At 70.8% G+C, this 25,688-nt stretch carries 26 protein-coding genes; 9 read left to right on the top strand and 17 right to left on the bottom strand.

The features are described 5' to 3' along the window. Window positions 1–285 precede the first annotated feature (285 nt). Window positions 286–1,050: an enoyl-CoA hydratase/isomerase family protein gene (locus VIG79_RS18995; protein WP_331888527.1), complete on the bottom strand. Its 765-nt coding sequence runs from the start codon at window positions 1,048–1,050 to the stop codon at window positions 286–288. 4 nt (window positions 1,051–1,054) lie between these two features. Next, window positions 1,055–2,257, bottom strand: coding sequence for an acyl-CoA dehydrogenase family protein (locus VIG79_RS18990; protein WP_331888525.1), 1,203 nt, complete (start codon window positions 2,255–2,257; stop codon window positions 1,055–1,057). Between the two features lie 93 nt (window positions 2,258–2,350). On the opposite strand from VIG79_RS18990, the gene VIG79_RS18985 reads away from it, so the two are divergent. Further along, window positions 2,351–3,103: a FadR/GntR family transcriptional regulator gene (locus tag VIG79_RS18985; RefSeq protein ID WP_331888523.1), complete on the top strand. Its 753-nt coding sequence runs from the start codon at window positions 2,351–2,353 to the stop codon at window positions 3,101–3,103. Window positions 3,104–3,134: 31 nt separating this feature from the next. On the opposite strand, the gene VIG79_RS18980 is transcribed toward VIG79_RS18985, so the two are convergent. The 7 genes from VIG79_RS18980 to VIG79_RS18950 form a co-directional block, all read right to left on the bottom strand. Continuing rightward, complete coding sequence (locus VIG79_RS18980; RefSeq protein WP_331888521.1) at window positions 3,135–3,854, bottom strand: ABC transporter ATP-binding protein; 720 nt, start codon at window positions 3,852–3,854, stop codon at window positions 3,135–3,137. Further along, window positions 3,847–4,653: an ABC transporter ATP-binding protein gene (locus VIG79_RS18975; protein WP_331888519.1), complete on the bottom strand. Its 807-nt coding sequence runs from the start codon at window positions 4,651–4,653 to the stop codon at window positions 3,847–3,849. Before VIG79_RS18975 ends, VIG79_RS18980 begins: the two co-directional genes overlap by 8 nt. Beyond that, window positions 4,650–5,609 (bottom strand): branched-chain amino acid ABC transporter permease, encoded by a 960-nt coding sequence (locus VIG79_RS18970; protein ID WP_331888517.1) that lies wholly within the window; start codon window positions 5,607–5,609, stop codon window positions 4,650–4,652. Before VIG79_RS18970 ends, VIG79_RS18975 begins: the two co-directional genes overlap by 4 nt. After that, complete coding sequence (locus tag VIG79_RS18965) at window positions 5,606–6,493, bottom strand: branched-chain amino acid ABC transporter permease (protein WP_331888515.1); 888 nt, start codon at window positions 6,491–6,493, stop codon at window positions 5,606–5,608. The genes VIG79_RS18970 and VIG79_RS18965 overlap by 4 nt, the downstream gene beginning before the upstream one ends. Window positions 6,494–6,629: 136 nt before the next feature. After that, a complete protein-coding gene (locus tag VIG79_RS18960) occupies window positions 6,630–7,847 on the bottom strand; it encodes an ABC transporter substrate-binding protein (protein ID WP_331888513.1) in 1,218 nt (405 codons plus the stop codon). A gap of 113 nt (window positions 7,848–7,960) precedes the next feature. Further along, a complete protein-coding gene (locus tag VIG79_RS18955) occupies window positions 7,961–8,950 on the bottom strand; it encodes an alpha/beta hydrolase (RefSeq protein WP_331888511.1) in 990 nt (329 codons plus the stop codon). Continuing rightward, the gene (locus VIG79_RS18950; RefSeq protein ID WP_331888509.1) at window positions 8,947–10,179 is read right to left on the bottom strand and encodes a cytochrome P450; all 1,233 of its coding nucleotides are present in this window, start codon (window positions 10,177–10,179) and stop codon (window positions 8,947–8,949) included. The genes VIG79_RS18955 and VIG79_RS18950 overlap by 4 nt, the downstream gene beginning before the upstream one ends. 74 nt (window positions 10,180–10,253) lie before the next feature. Here VIG79_RS18950 and VIG79_RS18945 point away from each other — a divergent pair, with 74 nt between their 5' ends. From VIG79_RS18945 to VIG79_RS18935, 3 genes are all read left to right on the top strand, one after another. Next, complete coding sequence (locus VIG79_RS18945; protein WP_331888507.1) at window positions 10,254–11,282, top strand: LLM class flavin-dependent oxidoreductase; 1,029 nt, start codon at window positions 10,254–10,256, stop codon at window positions 11,280–11,282. Window positions 11,283–11,291: 9 nt separating this feature from the next. Further along, window positions 11,292–11,792, top strand: coding sequence for a DUF3253 domain-containing protein (locus VIG79_RS18940; RefSeq protein WP_331888505.1), 501 nt, complete (start codon window positions 11,292–11,294; stop codon window positions 11,790–11,792). Window positions 11,793–12,020: 228 nt separating this feature from the next. Next, window positions 12,021–12,194, top strand: coding sequence for a zinc transporter permease (locus VIG79_RS18935; protein ID WP_331888503.1), 174 nt, complete (start codon window positions 12,021–12,023; stop codon window positions 12,192–12,194). Between the two features lie 141 nt (window positions 12,195–12,335). Here VIG79_RS18935 and VIG79_RS18930 read toward each other — a convergent pair whose 3' ends face one another. From VIG79_RS18930 to VIG79_RS18905, 6 genes are read right to left on the bottom strand one after another with little or no spacing between them, the layout of a single operon-like run. After that, complete coding sequence (locus VIG79_RS18930) at window positions 12,336–13,499, bottom strand: CaiB/BaiF CoA-transferase family protein (RefSeq protein ID WP_331888500.1); 1,164 nt, start codon at window positions 13,497–13,499, stop codon at window positions 12,336–12,338. Then, window positions 13,492–15,042, bottom strand: a complete 1,551-nt coding sequence (locus tag VIG79_RS18925; protein WP_331888498.1) for an AMP-binding protein — start codon at window positions 15,040–15,042, stop codon at window positions 13,492–13,494. The genes VIG79_RS18930 and VIG79_RS18925 overlap by 8 nt, the downstream gene beginning before the upstream one ends. Continuing rightward, the gene (locus VIG79_RS18920) at window positions 15,027–16,490 is read right to left on the bottom strand and encodes an aldehyde dehydrogenase family protein (RefSeq protein ID WP_331888496.1); all 1,464 of its coding nucleotides are present in this window, start codon (window positions 16,488–16,490) and stop codon (window positions 15,027–15,029) included. Before VIG79_RS18920 ends, VIG79_RS18925 begins: the two co-directional genes overlap by 16 nt. Before the next feature lies 1 nt (window position 16,491). Next, window positions 16,492–16,791 (bottom strand): AtuA-related protein, encoded by a 300-nt coding sequence (locus VIG79_RS18915; RefSeq protein WP_331888494.1) that lies wholly within the window; start codon window positions 16,789–16,791, stop codon window positions 16,492–16,494. Beyond that, entirely contained in the window at window positions 16,788–18,131 is a 1,344-nt protein-coding gene (locus VIG79_RS18910; RefSeq protein ID WP_331888492.1) for an acyclic terpene utilization AtuA family protein, read from the bottom strand. Before VIG79_RS18910 ends, VIG79_RS18915 begins: the two co-directional genes overlap by 4 nt. A gap of 4 nt (window positions 18,132–18,135) precedes the next feature. After that, window positions 18,136–18,327 (bottom strand): ferredoxin, encoded by a 192-nt coding sequence (locus VIG79_RS18905; RefSeq protein ID WP_331888490.1) that lies wholly within the window; start codon window positions 18,325–18,327, stop codon window positions 18,136–18,138. Window positions 18,328–18,414: 87 nt separating this feature from the next. Here VIG79_RS18905 and VIG79_RS18900 point away from each other — a divergent pair, with 87 nt between their 5' ends. The 4 genes from VIG79_RS18900 to VIG79_RS18885 are packed head-to-tail and all read left to right on the top strand — an operon-like array spanning window position 18,415 to window position 23,846. Next, window positions 18,415–19,671: a cytochrome P450 gene (locus VIG79_RS18900; protein ID WP_331888488.1), complete on the top strand. Its 1,257-nt coding sequence runs from the start codon at window positions 18,415–18,417 to the stop codon at window positions 19,669–19,671. 17 nt (window positions 19,672–19,688) lie between these two features. Beyond that, the gene (locus VIG79_RS18895) at window positions 19,689–21,365 is read left to right on the top strand and encodes an FAD-dependent oxidoreductase (protein ID WP_331888486.1); all 1,677 of its coding nucleotides are present in this window, start codon (window positions 19,689–19,691) and stop codon (window positions 21,363–21,365) included. After that, window positions 21,362–22,603, top strand: coding sequence for an NAD(P)/FAD-dependent oxidoreductase (locus VIG79_RS18890; protein ID WP_331888484.1), 1,242 nt, complete (start codon window positions 21,362–21,364; stop codon window positions 22,601–22,603). Before VIG79_RS18895 ends, VIG79_RS18890 begins: the two co-directional genes overlap by 4 nt. Before the next feature lie 7 nt (window positions 22,604–22,610). Beyond that, window positions 22,611–23,846 carry a CynX/NimT family MFS transporter gene (locus VIG79_RS18885; protein WP_331888482.1) on the top strand — a complete coding sequence of 412 codons (1,236 nt, stop codon included), beginning with the start codon at window positions 22,611–22,613 and terminating at the stop codon, window positions 23,844–23,846. A 138-nt stretch (window positions 23,847–23,984) separates the two neighbouring features. On the opposite strand, the gene VIG79_RS18880 is transcribed toward VIG79_RS18885, so the two are convergent. Beyond that, window positions 23,985–24,551, bottom strand: coding sequence for a nuclear transport factor 2 family protein (locus VIG79_RS18880; protein WP_331888480.1), 567 nt, complete (start codon window positions 24,549–24,551; stop codon window positions 23,985–23,987). Between the two features lie 242 nt (window positions 24,552–24,793). Between VIG79_RS18880 and VIG79_RS18875 the strand changes: the two genes are divergently transcribed. Continuing rightward, a complete protein-coding gene (locus tag VIG79_RS18875; RefSeq protein WP_331888478.1) occupies window positions 24,794–25,249 on the top strand; it encodes a hypothetical protein in 456 nt (151 codons plus the stop codon). 18 nt (window positions 25,250–25,267) lie between these two features. Here VIG79_RS18875 and VIG79_RS18870 read toward each other — a convergent pair. Then, on the bottom strand, window positions 25,268–25,688 hold a 421-nt coding region (locus VIG79_RS18870), incomplete at its 5' end, for a uracil-DNA glycosylase family protein (RefSeq protein ID WP_331888476.1).

Genomic DNA, 25,688 nt, shown 5'->3' with positions numbered 1-25,688 from the left:
TCGGCCGCTTCTTGTCCGCCATGTCCGAGTTGTTGCTGCCGTACCGGCCTGGGCCTAGCGGCGCGTCGGATACCCGGTCAGGTACCCGACAGCGTTGCGGCAACGACCATCCGGGTTACCCGACCTGGATCCGACCATGGCCTCCGGCACCCAGGCAGGCGCGCCCCTGATCACGGAGACGCGTGCCCGCCACAACTCGGACCTGTCTGAGAAGTCGGGGCCGTTTCGCCAACTCGGGTGTTGCGGCTCAGACATGTCCGAGTTGTTGCCGGGCGGGAAGCCGAGTCAGGCGGGGTCGGGAAAGTCGGGCTTGCGCTTTGCCATGAACGCCTCCGCGCCCTCCACCATGTCGTCGCTGCCCACCGCCTGGGTCAGCATCCCCAGACCGGTGAGGAACGAGTCCCGCGCGGCGTTCCACCAGATGTTGGAGCTGATCTTGGTGATCTCCAGGTAGCGAGGGCTGAGCGCCGCCAGCTCGTCGACCCACGCGTCCACCGTCGTCACCAGCGCGTCGTCGTCCACGACCGCGTTGACGAGCCCCATCTCGAGGGCCTGCTCCGCGGAGTACCGGCGACAGAGCATGGCCAGCTCCTTGGCCCTCTTCTCCCCGATCTGGATCCCCATGACGTTGGTGGCGCCGGTCACCGGGGACGACCCGACTCGCGGCCCGGTCTGCCCGAACGTCGCCGACCGCCCCGCAATCGCGAGGTCGCAGGCCACCACCAGCTCATTGCCGCCACCGGCCGCGGCGCCGTTCACCGCGGCGATGACCGGTCGCGGGCAGGTCCGGATCGCGTCGAACAGCCGCAGCGAACCCGCATACAGGCCACGCATCCCGACCAGGTCGGGCGATGCGAGGTTGGTCAGGGCTCCCCCGGCGCAGAAGCCCTTACCCGAACCCGTGATGACCACCGCGTGGTGCCGGGGAGCCTCGACGAGCGCCTCCACCACGGCGGCCGCCATGTCGGCGTCGTACGCGTTCCGCCGGTCCGGCCGGTTCAGCGTCACCCACAGCGCGGGACCACGGACCTCGACCTCGACGTCAGCCATGCGCCTATCCAACCGTGGTTCGCGGCCGCAGCACGGTGCGGTGCCGGTCCATCCGCCTCCAGCCCAGCGCGTCGTCCGCGATGAGCAGCGCCTGGATGTTGGCCGAGCCCTCGCCGGTCTGCCAGAGCTTGGCGTAGTTGAGGTACAGCCCGATCGGCAGGTCGTCGCTGAACGCCGCGCCACCGAAGATGTCCGCCGTCGCCTGCGCCGCGCGGTTGCACACCTCGCCGGCGAAGTACTTCGCGATCGAGCTCTCCCGCGTCGCGAGGTCGCCGGTGTCGTACTTCGCGGCCGCCGCTCGGACCAGGCCTCGAGCCGCCGCGACCTCGCAGGTCATGTCGGCCAGCTGCTTCTTGACCATCTGGAACGAGCCGATCTTCTCGCCGAACGCCTCGCGCTGGTCGGCGTACTCGAGCGCCGCGTCGAGGCACGCCTGCGCCAGCCCGACCGACCGCGCCGCCACGCTGAGCCGCCCGTAGTCCAGCGCGTTCATCGCGACGACGAAGCCCTGGCCCTCCTCCCCCAGCACGTTCCCCGCCGGCACCCGGACGTCGACCAGCGAGACGGAGTTCGTGGGCATCAGCTTCCCGAGCCCGCGGCAGGGCACCCGGGTCGCCTCGAAGCCCGAGGTATGCGTGGGGACGACGAACGCGGTCACTCCGCGGTGTCCGGCCGCAGGGTCGGTACGCGCGTATACAACCGCCACGTCCGCGACGTTGGCGTTGGTGATCCACATCTTCGATCCGTTGAGCACCCAGTCCGACCCGTCGCGGACCGCCCGCGTGCGCATCGACCCGAGAAAGTCCGACCCACCGGCCGGCTCGGTCATCGCGTTGCAGCCCAGGGCGCGGCCGGCCACCAGATCCGGCACCCAGCGTGCGATGACGTCGGGGTCCCCCCAGTTGGCGATGGTCAGAGGTACCGTGGCGGCCTGAAGGTTCATCGCCGCCGAAAGCGGTGGGTAGACCCAGGCGAGCTGCTCGGCCACGGCGGCGAGGGCGGCGAAGCCCACGTCGGTCCCGCCGAGCGACTCGTCGAAGACGCATCCGAAGAAGCCGAGCTCGCCCATCTCAGCGTAGAGGTCGCGGGGGAACTCACCAGCGGCCTCGCGCTCCTGGACGAACGGCCGGACCCGCTCGCGACCCCACTCACGCACCAGGCGGGCCAGCGCCTCGACGGTCTCCTCGTCACCGAGTGAGTTGTTCACGGGAACCGGCCTCTCCATGTGGCGAGGTTCACATCGCCCATAATCATGTTAATCTTTGGCATAAATGAACTGTTCGACGAAGGACGCACGTCGATGACCATCAACGGCACCTCCACCCGTCCGCCCAAGGCGGCCCTTCTGGTGGCCCAACGCATCGTCCAGGACGCGCTGCGCGAGGGCCGGAAGCCGGGTGACCTGCTCGCCCCCGAGCGGACGATGCTCGAGAAGTACCAGACCGGCCGCGGCACCCTGCGAGAAGCGTTGCGGCTGCTGGAGTTCCAGGGAGTGATAACCCTCAAGCCCGGACCACGGGGCGGGCCGGTGCTCATGGACCCGGACGCGTCGCACCTCGCCAGCAACCTCGTGCTGCTCATGCAGCTGAAGGCCGCGCCGTTCCGCAACATCGTCGAGGTCCGTACCGCGATGGAGCCGATGATCAGCAGCCTCGCCGCCGAACGGATGGACGACGACGCCCTCACCGACCTCGAGGGCACGATCATCCAGATGCGCGAGGAGATCGAGGACCAGCACTCGTTCCTCGACGCCAACAAGCGGTTCCACGACATCATCGCGTGGTCCTCGGGCAACGCCCTCTTCGGCTACATCATCGACTCGCTGTCCGGGATCATGGACGGCACGGCGATCGGTATCGACTACCCGAGCCATCGCCGTCAGGCGATCCTCAAGGCCCACATCGAGATCTTCGAGGCGCTCAAGGCGCGCGACCCCAAGGAGTCCGAGGCCCGTATGCGCGAGCACATCGACGCCTACGAGCGGTATGCGGCCCGCAAGTTCCCACAGGTCCTCAAGGAGACCATCCCCTGGGAGCAGCGCTACTTCGCCTGAGCGTGCGGCCGAAGTAGCAGCCGCCGGCGCGCTACTGGCCGGCAAGCGCCGCCTCGCCCAGGAACGCGCGCAGCACCGAGGCGTTGTCGCGCGCGCTCGTCGCCGGACCGGTGAAGACCACCTCGCCGCGGGCGATCGCCACGACGTCGTCGGCGACGTCCAGGCCGGCCTCGGCGTTCTGCTCGACCATGAGGATGCCGATCCCCGAGTCGGCCATCGCCCGCACCTTGGTGAGGATCGAGTCGACGACCGCGGGGGCCAGACCCATCGACGGCTCGTCGAGAAGCATCACCTTCGGCTGCGACATCAGCGCCCGGCCGAACGCAAGCATCTGCTGCTCACCGCCGCTCAGCAGCCCCGCGGCCGCGTGGGAGCGGTCGGACAGGATGGGGAACATCTCGTAGACCTTCGCGAGCGTCTCGTCGTACGAGCTCTTCGGCGCCGTGTAGGCGCCCATCCGCAGGTTCTCGTGGATCATCAACGGCGCGAAGACGCGGCGCCCTTCCGGCACCAACGCGATCCCCCGCCGAACGATCGCGTGCGGAGGCATCCCGGTGATGGGCTTCTCGTCGAGAACGATCGTCCCCGAGGTCGGCTTCTCGAGGCCGGCGACGGCCTTGAGGGTGGTGCTCTTGCCCGCCCCGTTGGCGCCGAGGACAAGGGTGACCTTGCCCGGCTTGACGGTGAGGCTGACGCCGCGGACCGCCTCGACCTTGCCGTAGCTGACGTGGATGTCGCTGACCTCAAGCATGTTCGCGCCACTTCTTCCCGAGGTAGGCCTCCTGGACCTGCGGGTCGCGCACCACGTCCGCGGGCGTGCCCTCCGCGATGAGGTGTCCGAAGTTCATCGCGAAGACGTAGTCGCAGGTATCGATCATCATCTGGACGTCGTGCTCGACGAGCAGCTGGGAGAGACCTTCACCGCGCAGGCTCTGGAGCAGCTTGGAGATCTCGGCCCGCTCCTTCTGGTTCATGCCGGCCGTCGGCTCGTCGAGCAGCAGCAGCCGGGGGTTCATCGCGATCGCGCGGGCGATCTCGACGCGACGCTGCGTGCCGTAGGACAGCTCCGACGGGTAGTAGTCCTCGAACCCGTCCAGGTTGGTCCGCGCGATGGCGTCGGCGACGGCGGGTGAGGTGCCTCGACCGAACATGGTCCGGAGCAGACCCGGAGACCCGGTCCCCTCGGTGGTCCGCGCGTCGGCACCGAGCTGGATGTTGTCGCGCACCGTGAGGTCCGGCAGCAGGCGGACGGTCTGGAACGTTCGGGCGACCCGCTTCTTGGCCACCTGCGACGCCGGGACCTTGTGGTACTCCTCGCCGTCGAAGAGCAGCTCGCCCCGCGTCAGCTGGGTGAGCCGGGTCATCGCGCCCAGCAGGGTGCTCTTGCCCGAGCCGTTGGGGCCGAGGATCCCGTAGATCCTCCCGGCCCGCAGCGTCATCGACAGGCCATCGACGGCCTTGACGCCGCCGAAGTGGACGGCCACGTCGCGAGCCTCGAGAACCGGCGTCCCCTGCTCTTCCTGGACCGGTGTGGTTGCGGTCTCGGTCATGGCGTCGCCTCCACCTCGGACGACTCCTTGAGCTTCTCGATCACCGTCGAGCCGGAGTCGTCGTCATCATCGCCCGCAACCCCGGCCGCGCCACCGGCCGCCTTCTCCCGGCGCCGCCGTGCCATGGCCCGGCGCGAGTCGACCCAGAGGCCGTGGATCCCGCGCGGGAGGAAGATCGCCGCCAGCGCGACGATGATGCCGTAGATGAGCGGCTGCCAGTCGCCCACGACCGTGAGCAGCTCGGGCAGCCAGGTGAAGATGACCGCCCCGAGCACGGCGCCCTTCCAGGAGCGTGCGCCGCCGACGATGATCATGGTCAGGGCGAGGACGATGAGCCCGAACCCGATGTCCTGCGGGGTGACGGTGCTGCGGACGAGGATGTTCATCGCGCCGGCGGCGCCGCCGAGAGCGCCGCTGGCGACGAACGCCACCAGACGGTATCGGCGCACGCTGATCCCGACCGACGCGGCGAGCTCGGGGTCGTCTCGGACCGCGTCGACCCGGCGTCCCGTTCGGCCGATCTCCGACGCGGCGACGAGCGCCAGGACCACCAGCGTGACGATGACGAGGTGGATGGTCCCGAAGTCCGACAGCACGCCGTAGAGACCCGTGGGCCCCCCGGTGAGGTCTCCGCCGTTGATGGCGAGGACCGAGATGATGAGGTCGAACGCCACGGTGGCCATGGCCAGGTAGAGCCCGGCCAGCCGCGCGATGACCAGTCCGAGCAGCAGGCCGATGACCGCGGTGAACACCATGGTGATGAGGACCGCGACGATGCCCGGGGTCTCGTACTTGATGGTGATGATGCCGGCCAGGTAGGCGCCGATGCCGTAGGAGCCAGCGCCGGCGAACGAGAAGACGCCCATCCGGAGCGGTACCTGGACGCTCAGTGCCAGAACCAGGCCGATGAAGGTGGCCTGGACGAGGACGACGTTGGCGTCGAAGAAGTCCATCATGTCCGCCGGACCTCCTTCCGGCCGAAGATCCCGGAGGGCCGGACGAGGAGCACCAGGAAGATCAGGCCGAACGAGACCGCGTCGACCCAGAGGCCGTTCGTCTGCGTGAGGACGACGGTCTCGGCAGCGGCGAGAAGGAACGACCCCAGGTACACGCCGGCCGTGCTGCCGACGCCGCCGAGGATGATGCAGGCGAACGCCTTGACCAGCAACGTGTCGCCGCTCTCGGGCGTGATGGCGCCGAGGCTGTACGTGAGCAGGATGCCGGCGAGCCCAGCCATGGCTCCGGCGACCGCCATGGTGGCCAGTGCGAGCTTTCGACGGTCGACGCCCATGATCGAGGCGACCTCGGAGTCGACGCCGATGGACCGGAGCGCGAGCCCCTGCCGGGACCGGCGCAGCCACCACGCCGTCGCGATGCCGAGCACCGCGGCAAGCACGATCGTGATGAGCTGGACGTTGGTGACCCAGTAGTCACCGAAGGTGATCTTGGTGACCTGGAACGACGAGTTCTCGAACCCGAAGGGGTTGCTCTTGGTGTAGTGCTGCGCGATGGAGAGGGGAATGATCGCGACGCCGATACCGCCGATAAGGATCTGCATCTCGGCGGACCGTTTGTCCTTGGCCCGTTTGATGATCTGCTCGAACGCCAACACCTGGGTCAACAGGGACATGGCCGCGCCGACGACGACTCCGATGAGGAGCACGACGAAGAACGACAGGGACGTGGACTGCAGCGCGACGTAGGCCGTGAAGGCCGAGAACATGAAGATCGACCCGTGCGCGAAGTTGAGGATGTCGATGGTGCCCCACGTGAGGCTCATCCCCAGCGCGAACAGCACGTAGATGGACGCGAGGCTCAGGGCTCCGATCAGCTCCTGCATCGCTCGCCCTCCCTTTCGGTGTCGTCTGGTCGAGGCGGCCCGAGGCGACGTTGCCTCTACCCCGGATTGTGGTCGTAGCCCGTCGGGGCCGTCCAGGGAATCGGACGGCCCCGACGGGCGGTTGCCGCGGTGGGCGTCAGGAGCCGGTGCCCTCGTAGAGGAGGTCCTCGCCGGTGCCGTTCCAGCGGACCACGACGCCAGGTACCTGCAGGTCGCGGTCCTGCCACGTCAGGCCGGTGCCGAGGGCGCCGTCGAACTTCTCCTTGGCCACGACGGCCATGGCGTCCTTGATCGCGGCCCGGTCGGCGCTGCCGGCCTGCTTGATCGACTTGGCGAGGAACCACGCCGCGTCGTACGCCTCGGCGGCGTAGTTGAGCGGCTGCTCGCCGTACTCGGCCGCGTAGGCCTTGGCGAACTTCTGGCTCGACGGCGCAGCCATCTGGTAGTTGAAGTCGACGGGCCAGACCATGCCGGCCCCATCGGCTCCGGCCGGCTTGAGGTTGCCGGCGCTGGCGCCCGAGTTGCCGAGCACGTCACCGGTGTAGCCCGCCTGGCGCAGCTGCTTCATCGCCGTCGGGTTGGAGGCACCCACGAGGAGGATCGAGACGACGTCAGGCTTGCCGCTGAGGATCTGCGAGATCGGCGCACTGAAGTCCTGGGTCGTGCCGACGACGCCGACGCTGCCGGTGACCGTCATCCCGAGCTCCTTGGCGATCGCCGGGAGGGTCTGGCTGCCGATGTTCTGCAGCGTGGGGGTGGCCTGCGTGTAGACGATGCCGACGGACTTGTAGCCCTTGTCCTTCATGAACTTCTTGATGATCGGGTAGTACTCACGCATCAGGGGCGTGGCGCGGTAGGTGTAGTCGCCGATGACGACCCCGTCGCTGCCGGCCTGGGTGTAGATGATCGGCATCCCGGCCTTCTGGACGAGCGGCGACTGCGCGACCGCCTCGTTGCTGGAAACCGATCCGAAGATCGTGGCGACCGACTTGTCAGCGATCGCCGTGCTGGTCACCTGGGCAGCGGTGGCCGGGGTGCTCTTGGTGTCGACCTTCGAGAGGGTCAGGGTCGTGTTGCCGAGGAACTTCTGGGCGTTGATCTCCTTCACCGCGAGGTCGTAGCCCTTGTTGGCCGCCGATCCCGCGAAGGCGACCACGCCAGTGGTGGGGTTGGTCGAGACAACCGTGATGGATGCCGGGAGGTTCCCGGCGCTGGCACCGCCGGTGGCTGCACCGCCGGACCCACCGGAGGTACCACCTGAGCTGCTGCACGCGGCGAGGGCGATGACCGCTCCCGCAGCGATCATCGACGTCAGCACCACGCGGCGCCGGTCTCGGAACACGTCTTCGTGCATCCGATCCTCCTTAAGAGTATGAATATCATGCACATGATTAGCATGTGTTCGGCCTACCCTAAAGGCTCGGGACAGCGCTGGCAAGCACTTCCCGGAACCCCGTGGCAGACTCGTTACCCGGCCTCCGGGGACTCGGACGGCACGACTCCGACGAACCGGTCGAACGCCTCGTCACGGTCCCTCCGGTAACGGCGGGAGACGCCGGCATTCGCAGCGAAGAGGTCGAAACCGTGCACCGCACCGGGGTAGACGTGCAGCTCGGTCGGCACCCCGGCGGCGAAGAGGCGCGACGCATACTCGACGTCCTCGTCGCGGAAGAGGTCGAGCTCGCCGGTCGCGATCCAGGTCGGCGGCAGCCCGCCGACGTCGGCCGCTCGGGCCGGTGCGGCGTAGGCGGGAACCTCGTCGCCGTCGAGGCCGGAGAGGTATGCGGCCCAACCGAGCCGGTTGCTCTCGTGGTTCCAGAGGCGCGGGTCGCGGACCTCGCGGCTCGAGACGGTGACCTCGCGGTCGTCGAGCATCGGGTAGACGAGGATCTGCCCGGCCAGCGGGACCTCGCCCCGGTCTCGGGCCAGCAGGGCGAGGCCGGCCGCGGCTCCCCCGCCGGAGCTCGCGCCGCCGACGACGAGGCGTTCCGGGGCCACTGCCGGGTTCACCGCCAGCCAGCGCAGCGCCGCGTAGGCGTCGTGGACGGCGGCCGGGTACGGGTCCTCCGGAGCGCGGCGCCACTCGACGGCGGCCGCGACGCAGCCAGTGCGGGCGACGAGGTCCTGGAGCAGCGGGTCGTCCTGGGCAGCAGTGCCCATGACGTGGCCGCCGCCGTGCACCCACAGCAGCGCCGGACGCCGCGAGGTGGCCGGCCCGGCCGGCTCGTGGACCCGGACCACGACGTCGGGCTCGCCCTCCGGCCAACCCGGTATGCGGCGGTCCCGCGTCCGTACGGTCGCCGGCGGCACATGGCCGGCGGCCGCCCGGGCGGCCAGGTCCGCACGCTCGCGGCGAGCGGTGGAGATGTCGGTGAGGTCGAGACGGGGCACGAGGTCGAGCACCGCCCGGATCTCGGGGTCGATCCGCCGCGTCCAGGCCTGCGCGTCGGCGGTCATGAGCCGATCCGGTGGCCGGGCGTGAACGTCGTGGGGATCCGCTGGAACCCGGCGTTGACGCCCTGGTGGGGGTAGGCCTCGAGGCCGTCGAGGTCGACCACGTAGTCGGGCATCCGGGTGATGACCTGCCGGATCAGCTCGCGGGCGATGGCCCGACCGATGTGCGCCCCGGCGCAGCGGTGGATGCCCATACCGAAGGCGGTGTGCCGGTTCGGCCAGCGGTCGAGGTCCACCCGGTCGGGGTGGTCGAACTGGGCCGGGTCGCGGTTCGCCGACGACCACGCCAGGAGCACCCGGTCGCCCTCCTTCATGGGGCAGCCGTGGAAGTCGACGTCGTGGGTGACCGTGCGGGCCAGAGCCTGGGTCGGCGAGAAGACGCGGAGGAACTCCTCGACGGCCCGGTCGAGCAGCTCGGGGTGCTCGGCCAGACGAGTCCGCTGGTCGGGGTGCTCGTAGAGGTGGACGAGGGTCTGCGAGACGAGCGAGGCCGTCGTGCCGACGCCGCCGGAGATGAGCAGCTCGACGATCGAGTAGACGGCGTCGTCGGTGATGGGCTGCCCGTCGACCTCGGCCTCGAGGAGGATCGAGATGACGTCGTCGCGGGGTTCGCGGCGGCGCTCGGCGATGGCCTCGGTGATGGTGCGCTCCATCCAGGGGATGTCCACCTCGACGGCGTGCGCGTGCTCCGGGCTGCCGACCCGGTGGGCCAGTACCGAGTGCAGGGCCCGTGAGTACCGCCGCCAGTCGTCGACGTCGAGTCCGAGCCAGTCGATCGTGACGATCGCCGGTACGCCGATCACGGACGCGAGGTCGCAGGTGCCGTCCTCGATGACGTCGTCGACGAACGCCGTCGTCCAGCGCTCGATCATCGGCTGCATCCGCTCCACCGCCGCTGGCGAGGTGAGCGGGTTGATGACCTTGCGGTACGACCGGTGCTCCGGCAGGTCGAGCTCGACGGGGATGTGCAGGCGCACCGGCGCCTTGGGGATGACGTTGTTGAGGCCGGTGCCCCCGTGCTCGCTGCGACCGGACGCGAACGTCGAGTCGTCCCGCGCCGCGTCGAAGACGCCGGTGTAGTCGGAGACCACCCAGTAGCCGCCGTGAGCCTCCGTCCAGGCCAGCGGCGCCTCGGCCCGCAGGTGCCGATAGACCTCCACCGGGTCGGCCGAGTGCTCGGCCGAGTTGTGGTCGAACCCGACCACCGGGCAGCCGCCGTGCTCCGTCGCCATGCAGACCTCCGGTCCCTATTAGTGAATATGATAGATACTGATTCAGAGAGCCGGAAGACGAACTTGGAGTCGGCGTGGAGATCGGTGTCATCCTCGGAGACGTCCGCACGACTGTGTCTCCGCGCGACCACCTGGACCTGCTGCTCCGTCAGGTCGAGGCCGCGCAACGCAACGGCCTGACCTACATCACGATCGGCCACCACTACCTGTACGGGGACCTGCGCTGGCTGCAGCCGGTGCCGACCCTGGCCCGGCTTGCCGCCGAGCTGGACGAGCATGTGACGCTCGCGACGACGATCATCCAGGCGCCGCTCTACCACCCCGTGGCCCTTGCCGAGGAGCTCGCGACGCTGGACATCATGAGCCGCGGCCGGCTCGTGGTCGGGATCGGTGCGGGGTATCGCTCCGACGAGTTCACCGCCCTCGGAGTCGACTTCGCGGCCCGGTTCGCGATGCTCGACGAGTCCGTGGCCCTGATGAAGCGGCTCTGGACCGAGGACCACGTCACGCATGCCGGCCGGTTCTGGCCGCTGGACGACGCGCGCCCGCACATCAAGCCGTGGCAGGAGCCGCACCCGCCACTCTGGGTCGGGGCCATGGGCCGGGTCGGCGTCCTCCGCTCCGCCCGGCTGGGCGACGGCTGGCCGGTGACCCCCGAGACCAAGATCCCCGACATGGTCCGGCTCCTGTCGCTCTACGAGGACGAGCGGGAGCGTCTCGGCAAGCACCAGGTCCGGCACCCGCTACGTCGCGAGATCGTCCCGGCCGCGACGACGGACGCCGCCTTCGAGCGGTTCGAGTACATGGCCAAGGAGCGGCTGGTGGCGTATGCGCAGCGCCAGCTCGCGACGCGGGACGCCGGAGAGCTGACGTCCTCGTTCCGCGAGGTGGCGGCCAAGGAGACGTTCATCGGCACGCCGGACGAGTGCGTCGCCCAGATCCGCGAGCTGGCGGCGGTGGTCCCGATCGACCCGATCCTGGTCCGCGCACAGTGGCCGCACCTGACCGGTGACGAGGTGGTCGAGTACCTCGACGACCTGGGCCGCGACATCGTGCCGGCGGTCCGCGAGATCGTGCCGGTCGCGCGGGTCGTCCGCGGCTGACCACCCGCGATGCTGCGTACAGTCGACCTGTCCGACGATCCGCGCTACGTCGTCGTCGATGGACGCCGTTGGCGCGCCACCGATCCCGGCGTTCCGGAGCAGCTGCGGACCGAGCTGGTCGCGGAGCTGATGTCCGCTCGCCGAGCGGTCGCCGCCGCTGAGGTCGTCGCCGGGGCTCGAGGCCGCGTCCAGGACGCCAAGGTCGCGCTCGGGGAGCGGGGCGAGCCGTGGTGGGAAGCCGCCAGTCCTGAGGGCCGGGCCGAACGTCTGGCAGCTGCCATGCGGACCCTGCTGCGGCACCGCGCGCCGACCTCGACGATCTGCCCCAGCGACGCGGCCCGGGTCGTCGCCGGGGATCGCTTCCGCTCGGCGATGGACGACGCGCGCCGCGTGGCCGGGCAGCTGCGCGAGGCGGGGATCGTGCGAACAACCCAGAAAGGCAAGGACGTCGACCCCCTTGCCGTCCGCGGACCGCTCCGCATCGGTCGAGGCCCGCAGTGGAATGCCTAGCCGTCCGGCGTCTGCCATGGGTGAGGGACGAGCCCGGTCACACCCTCGGGGCTCAGAGCGGAGCTCCGCATGGCCGAGACCACTCTGCCGGAACGCTGTCGCATGACCCCCGGCGCCACTAGCCTCTAGTCCGTTGAGCTGAGCCCAGGCTCTGAGTGCTGCCGATCCGATCATTCCCGGATCGCGACGGTGACACGAGGACCGGGCAGAGGAGAGGGCAGTCGCGAGATGAGTACGTCCGCCGATCACGAGCATCACGACACGACCGAGCACGAGCACGTCCACGGCGAGGGCTGCGGGCACGAAACCGTCCAACACGGCGACCACGTCGACTACGTCCATGACGGGCACCGGCACGCCGAGCACGCCGGCCACTTCGACGAGCACAACGACAGCACCTGAAGGCCCGACCCGCGAGGTGCCGGCGCGCTTCACGCGGTGAAGGTTGCGGTGCCGTGGAGCCGCGTCACCTGGCCACCGCCTCGGACATCGAGACGATCGTTCGCCTTCCCGCGAGGAGGCCGGTCGGCGGCGTGGAGGCACCTAGCCCAGGACACCCGCCTCACGCAGCGCTGCGACCCGCTCCGGCGCATACCCGAGCTCGCTCAGGACCGCGTCGGTGTCCGCGCCGACCTTCGGCGGCGGTGGTGGGACCGGGGTGCGGCTGCGGCTGAACCTCGGCGAGACGACGGGTTGTGGGACGTCGAACCCGGGGATCGGCTGGTATGCGCCGCGGGCCGTGGCCTGCTCGTGGCGGGTGGCCTCGTCGAGGTCGAGTATCGGCGTGACGCAGGCGTCGTGCTCGCGGAAGGCGGCGGCCCACTCGTCGCGACTATGCGTCCCGAAGGCCGCGGTCAACGCCTCCCGGAGGGCGGACCAGCGCGACCGGTCCTTGTGCGCGCCGCGCAGCGGGTCGTCGGCGGCGAACCCGAGGACGTCGAGCGCGGTCAGGAAGAACCGCTCCTCGACCGTGCCCATGGCGACCCACCGGCCGTCCGCGCAGGTGTAGGTGTCGTAGTACGGGGCGCCGGTGTCGAGCAGGTTCGTGCCCCGGTCGAGGCCCCACACGCCCTGCGCACGGAGCCCCTGAACGAAGCCCATGATCGTCGTCGTGGCGTCGAGGACGTTGGCGTCCACGACCTGGCCGCGTCCGCTGCTCCGCGTCTCCAGAAGCGCGCAGACGATGCCGAAGGCCATCGACGCCGCTCCCCCGCCGAGGTCGCCGACCAGGTTGATCGGGGGGACCGGTCGCTCCCCCGCACGCCCGATCGACCACAACGCCCCGGTGAGGCCGATGTAGTTGATGTCGTGGCCGGCCACCCCCGCCCATGGGCCGTCCTGGCCGAACCCGCTCAGCCGCGCGTACACGAGGCGCTCGTTGGCCTCGTGACACGCAGAAGGGCCGATGCCCAGCCGCTCGGCCACGCCCGGCCGGTAGCTCTCCAGCAGTACGTGCGCGTCGCGGACGAGATCGAGCACCACCTGAACGCCGTCCGGCGCCTTGAGGTCGACGGCGACCGACCGACGCCCCCGTTCGATGACCGGGTTCACCGTGTAGTCGGCGCTGGCCGCACCGACGCGGTCGACGCGGACCACGGAGGCGCCCATGTCGGCGAGGAGCATGACGCAGAACGGCCCCGGCCCGATGCCGGCCAGCTCGACGACGCGCACGCCGGCCAGCGGTCCGGTCGCTGCGTCCTCAGGCACCGGCGGACTCCTCCACGAGCAGGGCGCGCAACCGCGCCTTGGCGACCTTGTCGAGCGTCGATCGTGGCAGGTCGTCGACGACCCGGACCTCGCGGGGCCGTCGCGGTCCGGTGAGCAGTGCGGCGCAGTGCTCCTCCAGCGCCGGACCGGTCCAGACGGAGTGTTCGGCCACGGTGACGAACGCGACCGGGACCTCACCGAGCATGGGGTCTGGGCGCCCGACGACCGCCACCTCACGGACTCCCACGACACCGCGCAGGACCCGTTCGATCTCGGGTGCACCGACGTTCTCGCCGCCGACCTTGAGGACGTCCTTGTCGCGCTCGACGAAGGTCAGCGTGCCGGACTCCTCCCACCGCACCCGATCCCCCGTCCGGAACCAGCCGTCGTCGGTGAAGGCCATAGCCGTGGCGTCGGCGTCGCCGAGGTACTCGGCGAACAGGGAGACGCCGCGCTCGCCCCGGACGAGCAGCTCGCCGGACTCGCCGGGACGGACGGGTCGGTCGTCCGCGTCGACGACCGCGACCGCATACTCCGGCGCCGGCCGGCCCATCGTGCCCTCGGCATCCGGGTGGACGAGGCTGCCGACGACCGGGTGGGAGACCGTCTCGGTCATCCCGAACCAGCCGACGACCGGCACGCCGCCGGTCGTCGCCGACGGCGCGAGGGTCGCACTGTTGCCCCAGCCCCGGTATGCGTGTCGCTCCGGCGCCTCCTGGGTCGCCAGCGCGCGCACGCAGAACGAGACCACGGAGGTCCACGTCGCCGCATACCGGACCGAGACGTCCCAGAACCGCGACGCCGAGAACCGCGGGACGAGGACCACCTGACCGCCGGACCACAGGCTGGAGAGGAACGAGTACGAGAGGCCGTTGGTGTGGAACAGCGGGAGGTGCAAGAGGTTGACGTCGGAGATGGTGAGGCCTTGGTGGGCCGCACCGACCTGGCCGCCCCAGAGGCAGTTGGCCTGGGTCCACACGACCGCCTTGGGCCGCGCGGTCGTCCCGGACGTGTACTGGATCGACGAGGGCGCGTCGTGCGCGACCGGCCCCAGCGGCTCGGGGGCGGCAGCGAAGGGCCGGAGGGTATGCCGGTGCTCGCCGAGGTCAGTGACGTCGAGGATGTCGGCTCCCGGCATCGCCGTGCCCGCGGTCGCAGCAGCCAGGCCGGAGGCGATCACGGCTCGCGGGTCGCTGTGGCCGGCGACGTAGTTGAGGTCGTCAGCGGTCGCACGAGGGTCGAGGCAGATCGCGACCGCCCCCATCGACGCGACGGCGGACCAGGCCACGAGCAGCTCGGGGCAGTTGGGCAGGAGCAACGCGACGCGGTCTCCAGCGGTGACACCGCGCGCGGTGAGGCCGGCCGCGAACGCTCGTACGTCGGCGGCGAACTCGCCCCGGGTCCACGTGAGCGGGCCACCCTCGACCGGCACCCACGTGAGGAACGGCCGGCTCGCATCGACCTCGGCCCACCGTTCGACCAGCCAGCCGACATCGCGGCCGAGGCTGGGGACGAGCGGCTTCGGTGTTACTCCTCCGGCCACTGCAGGTGCCGCACGGTGAAGAACTCGGCGTAGCCGTCCAGCCCCATCTCGCTGCCCACACCGGACCGCTTGAAGCCGGTCCACGGGACGTCCGGCCGAGCACCTCCGCCGCCGTTGATGGCGACGGTGCCCGTCTCCAGGCGGAGCGCTACGTCTCGGGCCTCCTCGGAGTCACCCCACACGAGGGCGTTGAGGCCGTACCGGCTGTCGTTCGCGAGCGTGACCGCCTCGTCGACGGTGTCGTAGGGCATGACCGTCGCCACCGGGGCGAACAGCTCGTCCTGGCAGATCTCGTCGGCCGCATCGACGTCGCCGACCAGCGCCGGCTCCAGGTAGAACCCCGGAGGGTCGGGGCGGCCGCCGCCGGCGAGGAGGGTCGCGCCGCGGTCGACGGCTCTACGCAGGTAGCCCTCCACCCGGTCGCGGTGCTCCGCGCTGATCAGCGGACCGACCTCGGTCTCCTCGTTGCGAGGGTCGCCCACCGGCACCCCCTCGCGCAGGAACGCGACTGCCGCGTCGACGAACTCGTCGTACTGGCTGCGGTGCACCAGGATCCGCGTCGTGGCGCCACAGCCCTGACCGGCGTTGCGGCAGAACCGCAGTATCGACGGCCCCACCGCGCGTGCGAGGTCGGCGCCCGGGAGGACCACGGTGGGCGACTTGCCGCCGAGCTCGAGGACGACCTTGGTGTGCAACGGCGCGGCCGCCTCGGCGACGGCGGCACCGATGGCGTTGGACCCGGTGAACGACACCAGGTCGACGTCCGGGTGCGCGCTGAGCCGATGACCGACGTCCGGGCCGCCCGGCACGAGGTTGAGCACACCGGGCGGGATGCCGGCCTCCTCGGCCAGCCGGACGACGGCGACCGAGCAGAGCGCTCCGCGCGGCGACGGCAGCAGGACGACGGTGCAGCCGGCCGCGAGCGCGGGGCCGACCTTCCAGGCGATCATGTTGACCGGGTAGTTGTACGGCGTCACTGCGGCGACCACCCCGATGGGTACGCGGAGCAGCTCGCTCTCGACCCGCGGCGGACCGTCCAACGCGGGCAGCCGCTCGCGGTAGCCACCGCGCGGTCCGGACTCGGCGACGTCGGCCGCCCACCTCAGGTTGGTAACCGGTGTCGCGGTCTGCAGGGTGCGAGCGAGCGATATCGGCGAGCCGACCTCGGTGGTGACGAGCTGGGCCAGCTCCTCGTGGTGCTTCTCCAGCAGGTCGGCGAACCGGCGCAGCGCTGCCGCTCGCTCCCCCGGTTCGGTGCGGCTCCAGGCGGCGAACGCCGCGCGTGCGGCAGCCACGCCCGCGTCGGCCTGCGCGACGTCGGCGAGCCGCCACCTCGCGAAAGCCTCCGCCGTGCTCGGGTCGACTGACGCATACTCGTGGCCGTTGCCGGACGACCAGCGACCGTCGACGAACACCGTTGCGGCGGCAAGCTCCTCGACCGACGGCACCTCAGACCTCCATGTCCAGGACGTGCGACTGGAACGACTTGCCGTGCGGGTCGACGCGCAGGGTCATGGAGACGCCGCCGCCGAGCGCCCGGTCGAGCACGAAGTTGAGCCCGTGCACGTTCGGCAGCTCGTACCGCACCACGTCGCCTTCGACCAGCCCGCCGAAGTGCGCGCGGACCCGGTCGGCCGTGAGGCGCTCGACGAGGAGCGGGTAGTCGACGGGGTCGTCGACGAAGACGCAGATGTTGCTCACGTCGCCCTTGTCACCGGACCGGCTGTAGGCGATCTCGCGCAGCTTCACGACGTCACGACCTCGGTCTCGAGGCTGACCAGCTCGCGCGGGACGTACGCCGGGGTGACCCCGAGTGCCGGCAGGACAGACGTGACGACTCCGCCACCACCGGCCGGCCCGAAGTAGAGCAGCTCGACCTCGTGGGCGGCGTCTCGCGCCAGGTCCTCGGACTCGGTCCGCACGGCCAACCGCAGCCGGACCTCCTCCGGGTATGCGGTGCCCTCCTTGTCGCCGAACAGCGAGTTCATGCCCTGCAGGTCGACCCGGACCTGGTCCCCGGGATCGAGCAGCTCGTCGAGGTGTGCCCGCAGGATCTCCTCGGCGCGGCGGGCGCGTTCGAGACAGCCGGGGCCGCCGTAGGAGATCTCGCCGGTCGCGCGGTACCCCTGGTCGACTCCCACGAGCACCTTGAGCGTGGCGGGCCACTCACGGCCCGTCGCCCCGGACAGGCGGACCCGGTCGCCACCGAGGTCCTCGACTCGCACCTGCGAGAAGTCGGCGGTGACGTCTGGCGTGAGGTAGGTCCGCGGGTCGTGGATCTCGTAGTACAGCTGCGTCTTCATGGTCCGCTCGTCGACGGCGCCGCCGGTCCCGTCGAGCTTGGTGACGACCGCGGAGTCCTCGGACACCTCGGCCAGCGGGAAGCCGAGCCGGTGCGGGTCGGGCACGACGCGGTAGGGCGGGTCCTCAAAGTTGCCTCCGGTGCTGTGCACGCCGCACTCGAGCAGGTGGCCGACGAGCGTCGCGTGGCCCACGGCCTCCCAGTCGTCGAGCGACCAGCCGAGCTCGTGGCAGATCGGGCCGACGAACAGGGACGGGTCGGCCAGCCGCCCTCCGAGCACGATCTGCGCGTCCTCGCGCAGGCAGTCGACGATCGGCTCGGCGCCGATGTAGGCGTTGGCCGACACGATCCGATCGCCCAGCGCGCCGACGGTGGTCCCCAGCTCGGGCAGCTCAGCGTCCTGGGCGACGACCAGGTCGAGCACGTCGTCGCCCCGGATCACCCCGAGGCGGACCCCGGGCAGGCCGAGGGCCCGCAGCCCCTCGACGAAGTCGGCGGCCGCCGCATCCGGGTTGGCCGCGCCGAAGTTGCCGACCACGCGGCCGCCCGCGGCGAGGTACGCGCGCAGCAGCGGCAGCAGCCGGCGGATCCGCTCGTCCTGGCCGGAGGCGGGGTTGCGGCGGCGTCGCACGTGGGCCAGCGCCATGGTCCGCTCGGCGAGACAGTCGAACCCGATGTAGGAGACCCGCCCGCTGTCCGCCATCGCGGCCGCGGGGGCCAGCCGGTCGTTCGCGTAGGCCGAGCCCGACCCGATGGCGAGGGTGCCACCAGAGGCGCGACGAGGCATACCGCTACTCGACCTCGATGGCGAGCTCGGGGCAGCTGTCGGCGGCGAGCTGGGCCTCGTCCTCGCGACCCTCAGGAACGGTCTCGCTCAGCACGTAGGCGTGTCCGTCCTCCTCGCGCGCGAAGAAGATGTCGGGCGCGCTGAGGCGGCACAGGCCGTGTCCCTGACAGCGTTCCTCGTCGACACGTACCTGCATCGAAGCCTCCTGGGCAGCATTGACATCGGCCGGATCTAGTATAACCATGATCACTTAATAGGGAACCCCTTCGAGAGGCGAACAGCGATGACAGAGGCCGGCGGTTGCCCGGTGGTCCACTTCGACCACAACTCCGACGAGCACTCCGCGGACCCGGTCGGGTCCTACCGCGCGCTGCGCGAGAAGGCGCCGGTCGCATGGTCCGAGGCGCACGGAGGCTACTGGGTCCTGTCCAGCTACCAGGCCGTGTTCGAGGCGGCGCGCCATGACGAGATCTTCTCGTCCGAGCGCAACAGCTACGGCGGCGAGGGTCTGTCCGTCGTCATCCCCAAGACCCCGATGCACTTCCACATCCCCATCGAGATCGACCCACCCAACTTCCGCAAGTGGCGCAAGCTCATCAACCCGATCACGGCGCCGGCGGCGGTCGACCGGATGAAGGGCATGGTCGAGCACTACGTCAGCTACTTCGTCGACCAGGTCATCGAGTCCGGCGAGGCCGATATGACGTCGGTCATCGGGGTCCCCTCCCTCGTCACCGTCGACTGGCTGGGGCTCGACGTCAAGGACTGGCGCCGGTATGCCTCGGCGCACCACGCGGCGCTCGCGGCGATCCCCGGCTCGGAGCAGTACCAGCATGCGGTCGAGGTCGACTTCCCGTACATCAACGAGAAGACCTGGGAGGTCATCCGCGCACGGCGGGAGAACCCGCAGGACGACATCATCAGCTACCTCGTCCAGCAGGAGGTCGACGACCGCCCGGTGACCGACGACGAGGTGTTCTCGATCGTCGACCTGCTGCTCGCCGGCGGCGTCGGCACGACCGCGTCGCTGGTCAGCAACACGGTGGTGTGGCTCTACCAGAACCCGGACGTGCGCCAGCAGCTCATCGACGACCCGTCGTTGCTGGACAAGGCGATCGAGGAGTTCCTCCGCTACTTCTCCCCCACCCAGGCTCTCGCTCGGACCGTCGTCGAGGACACCGAGTTCCTCGGCTGCCCGATGAAGGTGGGCGACCGCGTGCTGCTCGCGTGGAACTCGGCGAACCGCGACGCGCAGCAGTTCGACGACCCCGACCAGCTGAACATCACACGGTGGCCGAACCGGCACACGGCGTTCGGTATCGGGGTCCACCGCTGCGCCGGGTCGAACCTCGGCCGGGTCATGGCCAAGGAGCTGCTGGGGCAGATCCTGGAGCGGATGCCCGACTACGTCGTCGACGTCGACGCCCTCGAGCCGTACCCGCACCAGGGCACGAACACCGGCTACCAGCGGATCCCGGCCACCTTCACGCCCGGGCCTCGGCGGCTGACCGGCGCGGACGCGCCGGCGGTCGCGTACTGAGCGCCCTCGGTATGCGGGTGGCCTCGCCTCCCTCCGTCGAGGTCGTCGATGTCGTCGATGTCGTCGTCCTCGGCACCGGCGCGGCGGGGCTCGTCGCGGCGCTGACGGCAGCGGACTCCGGGGCGTCGGTGGCGCTGGTCGAGAAGGCGGACCTGGTCGGCGGGACGACCGCGCTCTCCAGCGGCGTCGTGTGGATCCCGGCCACGTCCGTGGCGGCGGCTCAGGGCGTCGAGGACTCCCGCGAGGCGGGCCTGGCCTACCTGGAGTCGTTGTCGCACGGGATGATCCGGCCGGAGATGGCGCAGGCGTTCGTCGACAGCGGCGACGAGGTCGTCGAGTGGCTGCGGACGCATACGCCGCTGACGTTGCGGCTGGTCCCCGGGTTCCCCGACTACCACCCGGAGCACCCGGGCGGGATGCCGCACGGGGGCAGGTCGCTCGAGCCCGAGCTCATCTCGGTGGACCGGCTGGACGGGTGGGGCGAGCGACTGGTCGGTACGCCACGGCCGATGCGCGTCACGGAGACGCCGGTCGGAGGTGGCACCGGGGTCCTCCCGACTGACGTCGAGACCGAATGGCGGGCGGCCCATGTCGAGGGCCTGGGCCGGGCGTTGGTCGCGGCCCTCCTTCGCGGGTGCCTCGACCACGACGTAGTCCCGGTGACCGGTACCCGTGCGGTCCGGCTCGTCGTCGAGGACGGCGCGGTCACCGGCGTGGAGCTGTCCGGTCCCGAGGGCAAACGGGTCGTCCGGGCAGGCGCCGTCGTCCTGGCGACCGGCGGGTTCGAGTACGACGACGACCTGGTCCGGGCGTTCCTCCGCGGTCCGATGCGCGAGCCCGCCGGCGTCCCGAGCAACACCGGCGACGGCCTCCGGATGGCGATGCGGGTCGGTGCGGCGCTGGGGGCGATGCGTGAGGCGTGGTGGGTGCCGGTCGTCCGGCTGCCGGGCGAGCGCGCCGACGGCGGCAGCAACGTCCAGCTGGTCCTGCGGGAGCGCACACTGCCACGCTCGATCGTCGTCAACCGGTCCGGTCGCCGGTTCACCAACGAGGCGGCCAACTACAACGCCCTGGGCGGCGCGTTCCACACCTTCGACCCGGGCTCGTTCGACTACGTCAACCAGCCCTGCTGGCTGGTGTTCGACCAGGGGTTCGTCGACGCCTACGGGGGCTTCGGCACCGGGCCGGGCGGCCCGGCTCCGTCGTGGCTCATGCGGGCCGACTCGATCGCCGAGCTCGCCGACCACCTCGGCGTCCCGGCCGACGCGCTGGCCCAGACCGTCGCCCGCTGGAACGGGTTCGTCGCCCAGGGTCATGACGACGACTTCGGTCGCGGTGACAGCGCGTACGACGGCTGGTGCGGCGACCGCAGGCAGTACCCGGGGGTCTTCGCGACGCTCGGTCCGGTCGACCAGGGTCCGTTCTACGCGGTGGAGCTCATCGGGTCGGCGCTCGGCACCAAGGGCGGTCCGCTGACCACCGTCGACGGCGAGGTCCTCGACGTCGACGGCGAGGTGATCCCCGGTCTGTACGCGGCGGGCAACGCGATGGCCGCTCCCACCGGAATGGTCTACGGCGGCGCCGGCGGCACGCTGGGTCCGGCGCTGGTGTTCGGTTACCGTGCGGGGCGGGCGGCGGCCGCGGCAACGAGCTCGGCCTCGGTTCACCATGAGCTGGAAGGCGTCCCGACGTGACGGCCCCCATCGTGGTCGTCGGGGCCGGCCTCGCCGGGCTCCGCGCGGCTGAGCAGCTCCGCGCGGCCGGCGACACCGGGCCGGTCGTCGTCGTCGGCCGGGAGGTCCATCCGCCCTACAACCGGCCGCCGCTGACCAAGGACGCCCTCAAGAACGGCGTCGACGCGGCCGCCCTGCACTACCGGCAGCGGGCCAGTACCGCCGACGTGACCTGGCGGCTCGGTGAGTCGGTGGTCGCCGCGGACCTCGACGCGCACACCGTCACCCTCGACGGACCCTCGGGGGGCGAGGTGCTCGCGTACCGAGGGCTCGTCGTCGCCACCGGCGTCGGGACGCGGCGGCTTCCCCTCGACGCGCCACTGGAGTGGCGGTACGGGATCCGGACCATTGACGACGCGGCCGCGCTGCACGAGGCGCTGCAACCCGGACGCCGGGTGGTCGTGCTGGGGGCCGGGTTCGTCGGCACCGAGGTCGCCGCCACGGCGACCCAGCTGGGCTGCGAGGTCGACGTCGTCGACCTGCTGCCCCTGCCCCTGGTCCGTGCCCTCGGGCCGGTGGTCGGCGCCGAGACTCAGCGTCGGCACGAGGAGCGGGGGGTGCGGTTCCATCTCGGCCGGTCGGTCACGGCGGTCCACGGCACGGAGGGGCCTGAGCGCGTCGAGCTCGATGACGGCACGGCTCTGGACGCCGACGTGGTGGTCGAGGCGGTGGGCTCGCTCCCCCACGTCGAGTGGCTGGCCGGTAACGGGCTCGACCTCGCGAACGGTGTCGCCTGCGACGGCGCGCTCCACCCGCTGCGCGACGGCGAACCGGTTCTCGACGTCGTGGCGCTCGGTGATGTCGCACGCTTCCCGGTCCCCGGGTTCGGCACCGTCCGGATCGAGCACTGGAACTGGCCCACCGAGATCGCCGCCCACGCGGCCCGGAGCCTGCTGGCCGGGATCGCCGGCGACCCGGAGCCCGAAGCGCCGTTCCTCCCGATGCCGACGTTCTGGACCGACCAGTGGGGCGTGCGGTTCCAGTCGCTGGGGATGCCGCACCTCGGCCTGGCCGATGTCCGGGTGCTCGAGGGCGACATCACCGCTGAGTGCGCGGTCGGGTACCACGACGAGACCGGCCGGCTGGTCGGCGTCGTGCTGATCGGGCTGACCCGCGAGCTGCTGACCTACCGCACCCGCATCGCGACCGAACGCCCGACGCCTACCGACGCCCCGACCACGCTCTCGACGGCGCGCTGATCCCGACGTGACCGAGGCCCGCGCGACCCCGACGAGCGCGGCCGAGGGCCCCGCCGACGTGCTGCAGCAGCGTGTCCCGGCGTGGCTGCTCGTGGTCATGGTCGCTCTGATCGGGCTGAACCTGCGTGCCGCACTCGGCTCGATCCCTCCGCTGCTCGGCCCGATCTCCGACGAGCTCGGCATCCCCGGGTCCACCCAGGGGATGCTCACGTCGCTGAGCGTCGTCTTCATGGGCCTCTTCGCCCCGGTGGGTCAGCGGGTCGCGGCCCGGTTCGGCTCGGAGGCCACGACGGTGGCCTTCCTCGGCGTCCTCGCGGTCGGGGGTCTGCTCCGCCTGGCCGCGACGACCACCACCGTCCTGCTGCTGTCGTCGGCGGTGTCGGGCGCGGCGATGGGCGCCATCTCGGCGCTGGTGCCCGGCTTGATCGCCCACCACATCCCGCGGATCAAGGGTCTGGCCACCGGGATCTACTCGACCGGGCTGGCCCTCGGCGTCGCCCTCGCCGCGTGGGTGGCGGTGCCCACCGCCGAGCTGCTCCACGGCTGGCGACGGTCGCTCGCGCTCTGGGGCGTGGTCGCGCTGGTGACGATGGTCGCATGGTTGCTTCTCGCCCCCCGGCTTCGACGGCACGTGGTGCACCCCGATCCCGACGAGGCGGCGGCCAGCCATCGGCTGCCGTGGCGGTCCCGGACGGCGTGGTGGGTCACCATCTTCTCGTCGGTCCAGATGATCGTCGGGTTCAGCGGACTGGCGTGGATCACGCCGTACTACGCGTCGCTGGGGATGCCTGTAGCCGACGCCGCCCGGCTGTTCGCGTACTTCCAGGTCGTCCAGCTCGTCGCGATGCTCAGCCTGCCGACGATCACGGACTTCACCCGCGACCGTCGCCCCCTGCTGGCGGTCAGCGTCGTGGCCACGGCGTCAGGGGTCCTGCTGATGGTCGTCGCGCCGACACCGTTGGCGCTGCTGGCAACCGGGCTCTTCGGGTTCGGGGTCGGCGGCGGCTCGGCGCTGGTCCTCGTGCTCGTGTCGGACTACACGTCGACGCAGCAGCAGGCCGCCCGGCTCGGCGCGATGACGCTGATGGTCGCGTTTCTCGTCGGGGCGCTCGGACCGGTCGTCCTCGGCTGGCTGCACGACCTGACCGGCAGCCTGGTCGCCGGGTATGCGGTGATGGTCGCCCTCAGCGTCGGGCTGGCGTTCACCCTCCCGGCGTTCCGGCCCGGGCGGAAGCTCCAGTAACGCTGCGCCTGCGACACAGTGCGCGTCATGTCTCCGGTCACGTCGCGTCTGGTGCTGCCATTACCCCCTCAGGCGCGACATGACGCGCGACATGACGTGCGACCTGACCGAGACGACGGCCGCGTCGATGCGCGGCATTCAACCGAGGAAGTCCCACAGCCAGTCGTTGCGCTTGCCGCCGTTCTGGAGCGACTCGGGCCAGTCCGCCGGCCGGTGGTCGCCGTACGCGCGGACGCTTCCCGTCCCGTCACCCAGACCGTCCGCGTACTCCGCGATGGGCAAGTAGTACATGTACGACATCAGCCGGTCCTGGAACTTCCACTGGCCACCGTCGCGCCGGTACGTGTCCTTGTAGCGCAGCGCGACGACCATGCCGACCCCGTTGCGGGTGACCTCCGCGTGGGAGGCGAGCAGTCCGTAGGCGACGTCCGCGTCGTCGTCGTCGAACCGGACCACGTGGCCGTGGCTGTAGTGGTTGGTCGGGCCGAGCGCCGCGAACCGGCCCAGGTAGGTCGTGACGATCTCGTCCATGCCGGTTGCCGCGAAGACGCCGTCCTGCGAGCGCAGCGTCGCGTCCTCGCAGAAGATCCGGCGGATGCCGTCCTCGTCGCGCTCGTCCATCACGTAGCCGTAGAGGATCCCGAGCGCCTGAATCGCGTTCGTGTCCTCCAGCCGGGCGATCCGCGTCTCCAGGTCGGTCGTCATCCGCGCTCACTCCCCTCGGTCGCGGCTCCGTCGCCGCCACCCATATTGATGATGATCGTGATCATGGTATGCAGAGAGTCGCCTCTCGACAAGGGGTCCACCGTTCGAGGGGACGGAAGAACCAGCCGGGCCGTGCCCTCGGCAGCGGATCGGCCGCACACCGAACTCTTGACACGCTGAGATCAGGACGAACCGCGAAGCCGCCGGAGATGCCAGCGAGAGGTTCAGAAGGACTGATCCCCATGCGCACCCTGTCGAGAATCACCTGTGCAGTCCTGGCCGGCACCGCCCTGTTCGGCGTGGTGGGGCTTTCCTCGACCGCCACCGCCGCACCCGCCAGACGGCTGGGCGCCACCGCAAACGGTGATCGGGAGGACGAGGTGTCGACCAGCGCGACCCGAGCGTTCTGGATCGAGAACCGCACCTCGGAGGGGATGACGGTGTACGGGCTCGCCGGAGCCGGTGACGTGCTGCTGCCCGACGACTCCCTCCCCGACAACAGGTTCATCGGGCCAGGGCAGACCCTGCGAGTCGAGGTGACCAGCGGAGTCTTCTCCAACGCCGGCCACCAGGTCGAGGTCAGCCTCACGAGGACGTCGCACGCGATGTCGAGCAGCTTCGGCCCGGTCCTGGCGGGTGGCGAGGCGATACTGATCACGGACGGTCCCGGCACGAGCACCGTGCCGGCCTCGAGCTGACGACCCGACCGTATTCGGTCAGGGCAGGTGCTCGGCGACCACTCTGAGGTCGGCCACCAGGGCGGCGTGGTCGTCTTCCCGGTTGCGGGAGCGCAGCACCGACGACGGGTGCACGGTCGCGAGGAAGGTCGGGACCGGGCCGTCGACCCGCCACCCGGCCGGCGCGTCCAAGGGCCGTCCGCGCGAGACCCCGACCCGGAAGCTCGGCCCGAACACCGCCTGCCCGGCGGTCGCGCCGAGGGCGACCACGAGCTGCGGGCGGACCGCGTCGAACTCGGCCAGCAGCCACGGTCCGCAAGCGGTGACGTTCCAGCGGCTCGGCGTCGAGTGGATCCGCTGCTTGCCCTTCGTCGTGAACCGGAAGTGCTTGACCGCGTTGGTGACGTAGGCCCGACCCGGGTCGATCCCTGCCTCCTGCAGCGCGCCGACGAGGAGCCGG

The sequence above is a fragment of the Lapillicoccus sp. genome (genome assembly GCF_036559105.1).
Taxonomy (GTDB): Bacteria; Actinomycetota; Actinomycetes; order Actinomycetales; family Dermatophilaceae; genus Lapillicoccus.
This window is presented reverse-complemented; position numbering and strand designations above follow the sequence as displayed.